5 protein-coding genes are annotated in these 11,741 nt (G+C 64.9%); all 5 read left to right on the forward strand.

Annotated elements, in window-relative coordinates; translation table 11 throughout:
- Positions 1 to 216: 216 nt before the first annotated feature.
- The 5 genes from PAN31108_RS13135 to PAN31108_RS13155 all read left to right on the forward strand — a co-directional run bounded on the left by PAN31108_RS13135 (position 217) and on the right by PAN31108_RS13155 (position 11,741).
- Positions 217 to 3,234 (forward strand): putative bifunctional diguanylate cyclase/phosphodiesterase, encoded by a 3,018-nt coding sequence (locus PAN31108_RS13135; protein ID WP_150669302.1) that lies wholly within the window; start codon positions 217 to 219, stop codon positions 3,232 to 3,234.
- Positions 3,235 to 3,748: 514 nt separating this feature from the next.
- On the forward strand, positions 3,749 to 4,771 hold the full coding sequence (locus tag PAN31108_RS13140; protein WP_150669303.1) for a WaaZ-like lipopolysaccharide core biosynthesis protein: 1,023 nt from the start codon (positions 3,749 to 3,751) through the stop codon (positions 4,769 to 4,771).
- A 109-nt stretch (positions 4,772 to 4,880) separates the two neighbouring features.
- The gene (locus tag PAN31108_RS13145; RefSeq protein ID WP_150669304.1) at positions 4,881 to 9,020 is read left to right on the forward strand and encodes an FtsK/SpoIIIE family DNA translocase; all 4,140 of its coding nucleotides are present in this window, start codon (positions 4,881 to 4,883) and stop codon (positions 9,018 to 9,020) included.
- Between the two features lie 403 nt (positions 9,021 to 9,423).
- Positions 9,424 to 10,641 (forward strand): ABC transporter substrate-binding protein, encoded by a 1,218-nt coding sequence (locus tag PAN31108_RS13150; RefSeq protein ID WP_150669305.1) that lies wholly within the window; start codon positions 9,424 to 9,426, stop codon positions 10,639 to 10,641.
- Between the two features lie 221 nt (positions 10,642 to 10,862).
- Positions 10,863 to 11,741: a branched-chain amino acid ABC transporter permease gene (locus tag PAN31108_RS13155; RefSeq protein ID WP_150669306.1), complete on the forward strand. Its 879-nt coding sequence runs from the start codon at positions 10,863 to 10,865 to the stop codon at positions 11,739 to 11,741.

An 11,741-nucleotide genomic window follows, 5' to 3' on the forward strand; every position in this document is an offset into this window, starting at 1 on the left:
TTATCCCGTCGTCGGCAGAGGGTGCCATCGGCAGCGACTGCGACGACGGGGCTAACGGGAGTCACGAGTACGACGGGCAAGAGACACCTGCCCGTGCCAGCCGGAACAACGGCGGCACGGGACAGGGCCGGCCCGGCCGGTGAGGCGAGCTTGCGTGCGAGCCTCGACCGGGGTTCACCACGGGGGCGACCAACGAGATAAGGGCACAAAAGTCATATGGCGGGGGAACTCGGCAACGAGCGTGACGATCACGGCCGTAACACGAACGATTTCTCCGATGAGTTGAACGAACTCACCGGCGCGCGGCGCCGTTGGCGCATCACGGCGCGACTCGACGAACTCTTCCGCAGTATCTCCCTGTATGCCGTGCCCGCAGCAATCATGCTGCTCTCGGGCATTGTGCTCATGTTCCAGGAAAGCCAGTACGCCGTGCGCGGCGCAACCACGCTGTCGTTTCAGGCGCAGGGCGATTTTCCCGCAACGTTCAATCCACCGATGGCGCAGGGCGCGCTCGAGCGCGTCAGGCCCGTCCAGCAATTCAGCACGCATCTGTCCGAAGGCCCCGTGTGGTTCCGTTTCACGGTGCCGCCCGTGGGCGATCAGGAACGGACCGTCATCGAATTTCCCTCGCGCCACGCGCAGACGCTCGCCTGCTGGCGCAGCCCCGACAGTCCGGCCATCGGCCGCGCCGACCGAAGCGGCGTGACGGGGGCGATTCGCATGTCGAAGGCCGGCTTCGCGATCGACCTCGGTCATCTCGTCGAGCCGGTCACGCTGCTCTGTCAGGGCACGTTCTCCGGCCCGGCGCATCTGACGCTCGTCGCCTGGCCGGCCCCGGAACTGCGCATCTCGGAGAAAGAATTTCACCGTAGCAACGGGCTGCTCGAGGGCGGTTTGCTCACGCTCTCGGCTTTTGTCCTGGTCACGGCCATCATCAACAAGGAATGGCTTTACGTGCTGTTCGCCGCGTGGCTGATCGGCAACTTGCGGCTCGCGGCGAACTCGCTGGGCGCGGACACGCAATGGCTGGAGCGGGCCATTCCCATGGATTGGGACGCGCTGGTGCGCAAGGCGACGTTCGCGATCTATTACGTGCTGACCTATTCGCTGTTCACACAATTGTTCAAGCGCGAGCTGCGGCTTATCGGCATGCGGTGGATGGTGATGGTGCTGCAATGGGCCGGTGTCGTGCTTTGCTGTGCGGCGATCGCCTTGCCGTATGCGCATTTCATTCCCGTGCTGTGGGCCGTCGCTGCGCTGGGCATCGCGATCGTGCTGGTCCTGCTGGCGCGCATTCTCGTGCTGACGCGCTCACGGGTCGCCGTCTGGTACAGCGCCTCGCTCGCCATCGTGCTGTTCGCGACGTTTTCCGAAGTGATCGCGGCGGCGTTCAATGCCCGTGCCTTGTCGTCGGCGCTCAATAGCGTGACGGCGGCGCTCTTCTCGAGCCTGATGGCGGCGCTGGCCATCGCCGAGCAGATGCGTCTGGAGCATCAGGGCAAGCTCGAAGCCCAGACCGAATTGCGCAATGCCTACGATGTCACGCCCGTAGGGCTCTTCACGCTCAACGATCAGGGCGTGTTCGTGCGCGGCAATGCCGCACTCCACACCATGCTCGGCATTCCCAGCACCGAGGGACGCACCTTCCGCTGGGACCAGTTCTTCGGCCAGAGCACGTGGCGCATGCTGCTCGACGTGGCGCAGCACAGCGACGAATCGGAGCTGGAAATTTTGTCGTTGCCGCGCGATGACGGGCGGGTGAGCCGCTATCTGGTCAAGGCGATCTTCTCCGACGGGCGCATCGAGGGTTCGTTGCAGGACATCACCGAACGCGCCCGCACGATGGAGCAACTGCGTTATCTGGCGGAAAACGATCCGCTCACCGGGGTTTCGAACCGGCGCGGCATCGAGAAGTCGTTGGGAGAGGCTATCCGCACGTTGTCGGACGCACGTCCGGCGGCGCTGGCTTATCTGGATCTGGACCGGTTCAAGCTCGTCAACGATCTGTTCGGACACGCGGCCGGCGACGAGGTGCTGCGTCAGGCATGCGACCGCATGCGCGCACGGCTCTCGACGGAGCAGAGTGTCGGGCGTACCGGAGGCGACGAGTTCATCGTCGTATTCCGCGACGCCACCATCAAGGAAGCGGCGGCCGTGGCGCGCCGTCTCGTCGACGCCATCGCCGGCGAGCCGTATCAGATCGGGGAGCGGGCGTTTCAGGTGCGGGCGTCGGCCGGGGTCATCGAACTGACGGCGGACATGCGCGTGCCCGACGCCATTTCGTCTGCCGACCGGGCCTGCCGCGAAGCCAAGAAAAGCCGCAGGGAACTGGTCGTCTACGAACGCGGGGCGGCGGCGTTCCGCGAGCGGCTGGCAGAGTTGCGTCTTATCGATGCGCTCGACGCCGGCCTCACGCCGAACACGCTGTTCCTCGAAATGCAGCCGATCATGGAGATGGCGGCGCCGGGGGACTCGCTGAACTTCGAGGTGCTGCTGCGCATGCGCGATTCGGACGGCAATATCGTGCCGGCGTCGCGCATCATCAGCGCAGCCGAAGAGAACGGCACCATCGGCATGATCGACAAATGGGTGCTGACGAATACGCTGACGTGGATCGATGCGCACCGCGACCAACTGTCGAAGACGCGATTCGTTTGCGTGAATCTCTCCGGTGCGTCGCTCAACGACGAGCACTTCGTGAGAGATATCTTCGCCACGCTGGCCGCCCATGAACGCGCGGTCGGCCTGCTGTGCATCGAAATCACGGAGACGGTGGCGCTTCACGATCTCGACAATACCCGACGCTTCGTCGATCGCATCCATCAGTTGGGCGGGCGCATCGCGCTCGACGATTTCGGCGCGGGCTTCAGTTCGTTTTCGTATCTCAAGGATCTGGCCGTCGACGCCATCAAGATCGACGGCGCGTTCGTCAAGAGCATGGCGGCGCATCCCGCCAATCTGGCGATTGTCGAGGCGATCGTCGCCCTGGCGAAAAACCTCGGTATTCGCAGCGTGGCGGAGTGGGTGGAAGACGCCGCGACGCTCGAAGCGCTCTCCGAGCTGGGCGTCGATTACGTGCAGGGCTTCCTGATTGCACGCCCGCAGACGCCCGAAGCCATTCTCGCCGCCGAGTCGGCTGCGAGCTTCGTGCGCGATCCACAACTGAGCGCCTTGCTTGTCGAACTCGGGCAGTCCTTCTATCCGCATCCCAGCGGAAGCGCGACGCTGCACTGATCGTCTCCGTCCATCTCCCGTCTGTCTCCCATCCGTCTCCCATCGCACCGAGCGCGGCTTGCCATGCAGTCGCGGTCGGTGCGCGCTGCGGGACGCACGTCCGTCATCGTTTTTCACTCAGCATTGTCTGTATTTCACGCAATGCTCCATTTCTCATCACATTTCCTTTCCGTCTCGGTTTCTTCCTGTGTGATGCTTGGAAAACCCGCATAAACAGGGGCTTTCCGTGTCAAGCGCTTTCATTCTGGACTGTGCGTAAAGGTAACTCGACGTAAGATTTCCAATTGGAATAAATCTTGTCCCGGGCAAAGTCCGGATGGCAGAATTTGAGCATCGACGCGATGGGGCAAGGTCTCCATGGACGCTGGGGCACCGCCGCACGCTGAGGGGAAGGGCGGAAAAATGGCTCACGCAGGCTCGGCAATCGACCGACGCGCGATTCGTAACGGGGTTAGGACCGCGCATCCACAAGATGAAGGCGGCGCAACCAGAACACCTAACCAAAACAACGGCAATGCTTTCGACTATCCTCAAACTCGTTTACCGCCACAGCCATTCGGCGAAGTGGCGGCACAACGAACGGCTTTGGCCGCACGCGCGTATCGAGCGCGATGCGATGGGGGCCATCGAACGATTCACCTGGCGAGGGCATCACGTGCCGCTCGCGCGTCGTGCCGAGTTGCAACGGCTGCGACGCCTGCCTTGCCACATCATCGCGAGCGGCCCGTCGATTGCCGAGATCGATTACGAGGCGCTGCCGATGCATCACGTCATGGGCGTGAACGGGGCCATTGCGCTGATTCACGTCGCGCCTGTCAAATTCGACTACTACTGCATTCTCGACGCCGGCTTCGTGCGTCAGCGGCCGGATCTGGCGCGCCGCATCGTGGCGCGCGATCTGGTGTTGTTCGTCACGCCGGTGGTGCTCGCGCGTCTGCTCGAAATGTTCCCGATGTCGGCCTTCGGTTGCCGGTTCTATCTGGTGGACGACATTTTCAAGCGAGGTCTCGAAGCGGCGCGCACGACCCGGGCGTTGCGGGCAGACCTGCGGATCGCGGCCAGCGCATCGTTCGTCAGCGATGAGAGCGAACTCGGTTTCAGCTTCGACATCGACAACGGATTCTTCCATGGCGGCACGGTGGCGTATTTCGCGCTGCAAGTGGCGACATGGCTGGGCTTCACCGAGATGTACCTGCACGGTCTCGATCTGCGCGACGCGTCGCACACGCCACGCTTTTACGAGACGATGCAGACGCGCGCGCCCACGCGTCTCGATGCCGAGTTTGCGACGCTGATCGAGCCGTCGTTCCGTCATGCGTCGGAAGTCTTGCGCGCGCGTGGTGTGCGCGTCGAGAATCTGTCCCGGGAAAGTGCCCTGGGCGAGGATATCTTCACCAAGGTCGACTGGCGCTCGTTGCGCCGCCGTAACCTGAGCCTCGTGGTGCCCGACGAGGCGCTGCCGCTCGCCGCCCTCGATCGCTTCTCGGCCGAGGCTGCCGACACGCTGCGCCCGACCGGCACACACGGCCACGTCTGAGCATCGCGCCCGCCACGCCCGGTGCGCAAAAGTCCGTGCGGGAGGCCCGCTGCATTGTGACCTACCTGCTACAATCGCTCTCCGGGTTTTCCTGAAGCAATGAGCGATTATGGGGTTTGGCTGGTTCGGACTGTCGACGTTTTGGTTGCTGGCGTTGTGCTGGCCTGGCGTACGGGGTCTGCTTGGCGGTGAGATAAGAATCTTCGGCCCCGGCACGCTCCGTATGCTGCTTGGCGTTCCGCTCGCGATGGTGTCGAGCGCCACGCTGGCCGCGCTCACCGGTGGCGACGGCAATACGGCTGGCGGCAGCGTCGGCCAATCCCTCTCTCACGGCCTGCACGTCGCGCTGGGCGGCTCGCTCGCAATGGGCGTCGCAGGTTTCGTCCTTATCTTCTCGCTTCCTCTCGTTTTCGGCACCACGTGGTGGGGCATGTTCTCGCGCGGCAAATCCGCCGACGACGAAGACGATACGACATCGTTCGAGCCGCGCGAATCACGTGAATCCCGGGATGTGCGTGCCGATGTCGGCAGACGAGAACCCGTGCGCGGGCTTTCGCAGATGTCGTTCGACATTGTGGATCGCAGTGACCGTGCAGCGCGCGGCGGTTTCACGCCGACGCTCGGCCAAGGCCATCACAACGTCGGCAGTCTCACGGAATCGCCCGTGCCGCGCCGTCGTGGACTTGCCGCGCAGCCGCGCTGGAAATTGTCGGAGGAGGAGCGGGCGCGACTCGACGCGATGCAGCCGCCGCCGTTGACGACACGCGGTGCACCGCGCGCAGAGCCGTCGTTTGGCGGGGCGGGCTTGCTGCGTCCGGCAGGGAAGGGGACGTCGCTCGGGCGAGGCGGCGTTGCGGCGGCGGCCACGCTGGCCTCCGCCGGGGCGGCGGGAGCGGCAGGTAGTGCTGCGGCAGGAACGCGTCCCGTTCTGCCGCGCGGCGCCTACGCCGCAGGCACGAGTCGCGGCGACACGCTGCGAATGACCGAGTTCGTGCGCGCCGAGCCGGGGCTGGCGTCCCGCGAGCCTCGAATGACGGCGTCGCCGCCATCGTCGGGTGCCGCGCCGATGGCGGCTCGGCCCGCAGCATCGGTGCCGGCGACGGGCGCGACGGGCGCGTCATCCGCTTCATCCGCATTAAGGACCCCGGGATCGCCCGCGCCTTCGCCGTCGGCTGATCCGCTGAATTCCACCTCGATTCCGGGGGCGACGGGATATCGTCGACCTGTCGGCATGGCACCCGCCCACTTGCGCGGCACGATCGTTCATAGCCCGTTCCGCAAACCGCAACTGGGACTGGAAGATATCCCGCCGCGTGGCGCGCCGCCGGTGGCGCCGCGGGCGCAGGCCCTCGGTGCGCAGCCGCCGCTTGCCGATACCGATACCGATACCGATGCGGATATGGATGCCGATGGGGGTGCCGCTGCGTCGCTGGTTTCCCGTTCCCCGGCACCTACCGTACCGACGGCATCGCCAACGACGTCGAGTGCCGGATCTGCCGGATCTGCGCTCCCTTCGCCACACGTGGCTGCCCCGCGTCCTGCGACGGCGCCCGTCATGCGAGGCGCCGCCTCCTGGTCGGCAGCCGACGCCGCCAGGCCGCTGTCTGCCGACGTCTCCGAGTTTTCTCCCATCGATTGGTCGGTGAACGATGTCGAGCCGACGTCTGTGGAAGTCGAGCCGGAAGGTCCCACACCGGAAATGCTTGCGCAGCAGGAAGCGGCGCGTGCCGCCGAGCAGGCGCGTCTCGATGCACTGGCGGCATTGCGCAGCGAGGCCGAGGCACTGCTTCGCGATCTGCGCGAGTGGAGCGGTGCCGACGCGACAGCGAATGTCGGTGCGCCGGCTTCCGAGGCGCGATCGGCGGCATCGTCGCTAGCGGCCGCTGCGACAGTCGACGGCGATCCGGCGAACGTCGTTTCCACACCGCGCGAGTCGGCGCCCGTCGACGCCTGCGCCGAGCCGACGACCCTCACGCCGGCGGCGGCACCTCGTGCGCCAACGGCACCATCCGCCTCGCCCACCTCGTCCACCTCGTCGGCACCTCTCTCGCCGGCCGACGTGCTGAATTTGCCGCCGACGGTCCTGTTGCCGAAGGCTGCCGTCACCGTGCCTGCGACGTCGATGTCATCGTCTTCGGCGCCGCCGCGTCGGTTCCTGTTCGCCGACGTGCTGGCAAGCGTCGAGGCTTACGATATGCCGGTCCCGCCACTCCCGCCACTCCCGCCACTCCCGCCGGTCCCGCCGGTCCAGCCAGTCCCGCCTGTTCCACTTGCCTCACCGGAAGTCGGCGGGATCGACCTGCCGGTCGCCGGGCCGGTGAAGGCGCCCGACGGGGTGGCGGCGCAGTCGCGGGAACCGTTCGACACGATGGATGCGTCGCCGCCGTTCGACGTTTCCGAGGCTTCCGATATCGTTGATTCCGCCGCCGCATTGTCGCCGAGCGTCGACGACGACATTGCGCCGATGTCGAAACCGCATTACGTTTTGCGCGCCGATGGCACCTGGGCACGGGCCGACGGCATGCCGCTTGCGCACGACGATCCGACGCCGCAACCGCACGACGTCGCGCCCAAATCTGCATCAGAATCTGCGTCTGCCGTCGCGCAACTTCCGGCATCGCCTGCGACATCGGCGATACCCGCCATCCCGTCGTTCGTTGCGGCAACGCCGTCGCCGTCCTTCGGCATGGCCGCTTCGGACGCGCCGCAAACGGCTAATTTCTCTGCGCATACGCCCTATGAGTTGCCGCCGCCGCGCGTGGCGATCGACTACGACCTGCCGTCGCTGGATCTTCTCTCGCCCGCAACGCAGCAGGACCATGCCAACGTCGTGTCCGCCGACGCACTCGCCGCCGTTAGTCAGTTGATCGAGCAGCGTCTGGCCGAATTCAAGGTGCCGGTGACGGTCGTGGGCGCGTCGGCGGGACCGGTGATCACCCGTTTCGAGGTCGAACCGGCCGTTGGCGTGCGCGGTGCGCAGGTCGTCGGTCTGATGAAGGATCTGGCGCGCGCGTTGGGTGTGACGTCGATTCGCGTCGTGGAGACCATCCCCGGCAAGACCTGCATGGGGCTGGAACTGCCCAATGCCCAGCGTCAGATGATTCGGTTGTCCGAGATCCTCACCGCGCCCGTGTTCGATACGCATCGCTCGCGTCTGGCGCTGGCGATGGGCAAGGACATTACCGGCGAGCCGATCGTCGCGGATCTCGCGCGCGCGCCGCATTTGCTGGTGGCAGGCACGACCGGCTCGGGCAAGTCCGTGGCCGTCAACGCCATGATCCTGTCGTTGCTGTACAAGGCGACGCCGGACGACGTGCGTCTCATCATGATCGATCCGAAGATGCTCGAGCTGTCCGTCTACGGCGGCATTCCGCATCTGCTCGCACCGGTCGTGACGGACATGAAGCAAGCCGCTCACGCGCTGAACTGGTGTGTCGGCGAGATGGAAAAGCGGTATCGCCTGATGTCTGCGCTCGGCGTGCGTAATCTGGCCGGTTACAACGAGAAGATCGACGCAGCGCGGGCTGCGGGCGAGAAAGTGGGCAACCCGTTCTCGCTCACGCCGGACGCGCCCGAACCGCTGGATCGCCTGCCGTTCATCGTTGTGGTGATCGACGAGTTGGCGGACCTCATGATGGTGGCGGGCAAGAAGATCGAAGAACTGATCGCGCGTCTCGCGCAAAAGGCCCGCGCCGCCGGCATTCACCTGATTCTGGCGACGCAGCGTCCGTCCGTCGACGTCATCACCGGCCTGATCAAGGCGAACATTCCCACGCGCGTCGCGTTTCAGGTGTCGTCGAAAATCGACTCGCGCACGATTCTCGACCAGATGGGCGCGGAGTCGCTGCTGGGACAGGGCGACATGCTGTTCCTGCCGCCTGGCACGGGATATCCGCAGCGGGTGCACGGCGCCTTCGTGGCCGACGACGAGGTGCATCGCGTCGTGGAGCACTGGCAGCAGTACGGCGAACCCGACTACGATGACGCGATTCTCGCGGGAGACCCTGCGGATGCGGCGACAACAGATCTGTTCGGCGAATCGGCTGGCGATGCCGAGGCGGATCCGCTCTACGACGAAGCCGCCGCGTTCGTGCTCAATTCCCGCCGAGCGTCGATCTCCGCCGTGCAGCGGCAACTGCGCATCGGCTATAACCGTGCCGCGCGCCTCATCGAGCAGATGGAAGCGGCCGGGCTCGTCACGCCGATGGGCCGGAACGGCACCCGGGAAGTGGTCGCGCCCGGCGAATAATCGCCTTCGCTTACAACTCCCTTACGACCCGTCGATCGAGTCGAACTCTTTGGCACTCCGTGCCGTTCTCAGGACACGCGCCGTACAAGGGCGCGTGCCGTCAAACTCCTTGGAAACCCGCGCCAAATGGCGCTAACAGGGCGCAAACCCGCGTCTCCGTAGGGGTATTCCCGCCTTTGCGGGCGAAACTCAGCGATCACATAATCGGCGCGCTAGGTTGGTCGTTCGACGCGTGCTTGACGGTATCGCCCCGACACGAATTACAAGGACCGGGGCGGTGCGACGGGGAGACTTCCGGGGGGAGACACCCGTGAATCGCGCATCCACGGCAGGGCCTGCGACACCAAGGAAAATCGCAGCAAAAAGCGTCATATCGAAACGCATCGCACCGAAGGAGACCCTTATGCAATTCCGATTCAAGCTCATGGCCGGCGCTGTAGCTTTCGCCCTGTCCGCCTCGATGGCCATCGCCGCCGATCCGATCAAGATCGGCGTGTCCGGTCCGTTCACCGGCGGCTCGTCGTCGATGGGCGTGTCCATGCGCGACGGCGTGCGTCTGGCCGCTGCGGAAATCAATAAGTCGGGTGGCGTGCTCGGTCGTCAGATCTTGCTGGTCGAGCGCGACGAAGAAGCCAAGAACGAGCGCGGCGTGCAGGTCGCGCAGGAACTGATCAACAAGGAAAAAGTGGTCGCCACCGTCGGTTACATCAACACCGGTGTGGCGCTGGCGTCGCAGCGTTTTTATCAGGATGCCAAAATTCCGGTGTTCAACAACGTTGCCACTGGCACGGTCATCACCGATCAGTTCAAGCCGCCTCAGTACCCGGACAACTACGTCTTCCGCAACTCGGCCAAGGACAGCATTCAGGCGCCGATGATCGTGGAAGAAGCCATCACGCGTCGCGGCTTCAAGAAGCCTGCGATTCTCGCCGACTCGACCAACTACGGTCAGCTCGGTCGTGAGGACCTGGAAAAAGCGCTCAAGGCCAAGGGCATTACGCCGGTCGCCGTCGAGAAGTTCAACATCAAGGACGTCGACATGACGGCCCAGTTGCTCAAGGCCAAGCAGGCCGGCGCCGACGTGATCCTCACGTACGGTATCGGACCGGAACTGGCCCAGATCGCCAACGGCATGGGCAAGCTCGGCTGGAAGCTGCCGATCATCGGCAGCTGGACGCTCGCGATGGCGAACTACATCGACAACTCGGGCGCGAACGGCGAAGGCGCGCGCATGCCGCAGACGTTCATTCAGGAGCCGAATACGCCGAAGCGCAAGGCCTTCATCGACGGCTATCTGGCGATGTTCAAGCCGAAGAACAACCGCATCGATTCGGCGGTCTCGGCAGCGCAGGGCTACGATTCGATCTACTTGCTGGCCGCGGCGATCAAGCAGGCAGGCAGCACGGAAGGCCCGAAGATCCGCGCGGCGCTCGAAGACCTGAAGACGCCGGTGGAGGGCGTGGTCACGACCTACGATCGTCCGTTCACGCATGACGATCACGACGCCATTACCGCCAACATTCCGGTGTTCGGCGAAGTGAAGGGCGGCCGCGTCGTGTACGCCTACGACACCGATCTCAAGGCGGGCAGCAAGGTTCGCGAAAAGTCGACTGCCAAGTAAGTCTCACTCCTCCCGGCGCTGCATTTTGCAGCCATGACGGGTGAACGACGGCGCGCGTCGCCTTCGCTCCGCGCCCCTGACATGGGGGCACGGGGGCGGGGCGCGCGCGCTGTCTTCACACCACCGTTGCCCGCCGCCGGCACTCGGGACCGGCGTGCGGCGCACGCATCGAATGCCTCCCGAGCATCGCTCGTAGGCTCGCACTCGCGAGAGAGGACCGCATGACCATCCTGATTCAACTCATCTACAGCGGTATCGCGCTGGGGATGATTTACGCCGTGATCGCCTTCGGTTACCAACTGACGTTCGCGACGTCCGGCACCCTGAACTTTGGCCAGGGCGAAGCGCTGATGCTTGGCGCACTGGTCGGCCTGACGCTGGTCGACACCCTCGGGCTGAACTACTGGCTGATGATCCCCATCGTCTGCCTGTTCGGTCTTGTCCAGGGCGCATTCGTCGAGCGCATCGGCGTGAAACCGGCGTTACGCATCAAGTCGGAGTTCGGCTGGATCATGTCCACGATTGCGCTGGGCATCATCTTCAAGAACGTCGCGGAAAACCTGTGGGGGCGCGACGATCTCAAGTTCCCGTCGCCGCTGCCTGAAGCGCCGCTCAAGCTGATGGGCGCGAACGTGCTGCCGATGGAACTGCTCGTCGTCGTGGGCGCATTGCTCATGATGGCCGCCGTGGAGTTCTTCAACCGTCGCTCGATCTACGGCAAGGCCGTGGTCGCGACCGCGAACGATCGCGACGCTGCGGGGCTCATGGGCATCAACACCAGTCTGGTGATTACGTTTTCGTACGCGCTGTCGTCGATGGCCGCCGCATTCGCGGGCGTGCTCGTGGCACCGCTCACGCTGACCGGCGCGACGATGGGCGCGGTGCTCGGTCTCAAGGCGTTCGCCGTGGCGATCATCGGCGGGCTGTCGAGCGGTATGGGCGTGCTCGTGGGTGGCGTGATCCTCGGTGTGGCCGAGACCACGACCGCGTTCTACCTCTCGACCGGCTACAAAGACGTGCCGGGTCTCGTACTGCTGCTGCTCGTGCTGGCCGTGAAGCCGGCGGGCCTGTTCGGCAAGACCGCCATCAAGAAGGTGTAA

Origin of the sequence: Pandoraea anhela (genome assembly GCF_902459655.1) — a bacterium.
Taxonomy (GTDB): domain Bacteria; phylum Pseudomonadota; class Gammaproteobacteria; order Burkholderiales; family Burkholderiaceae; genus Pandoraea; species Pandoraea anhela.

Excerpts from the sequence above, each read along its gene's own strand:
- PAN31108_RS13145 (WP_150669304.1), top strand. The coding sequence starts at position 4,881 with ATGGGGTTTGGCTGGTTCGGACTGTCGACGTTTTGGTTGCTGGCGTTG.
- PAN31108_RS13155 (WP_150669306.1), top strand. The coding sequence starts at position 10,863 with ATGACCATCCTGATTCAACTCATCTACAGCGGTATCGCGCTGGGGATG.
- PAN31108_RS13135 (WP_150669302.1), top strand. The coding sequence starts at position 217 with ATGGCGGGGGAACTCGGCAACGAGCGTGACGATCACGGCCGTAACACG.
- PAN31108_RS13140 (WP_150669303.1), top strand. The coding sequence starts at position 3,749 with ATGCTTTCGACTATCCTCAAACTCGTTTACCGCCACAGCCATTCGGCG.
- PAN31108_RS13150 (WP_150669305.1), top strand. The coding sequence starts at position 9,424 with ATGCAATTCCGATTCAAGCTCATGGCCGGCGCTGTAGCTTTCGCCCTG.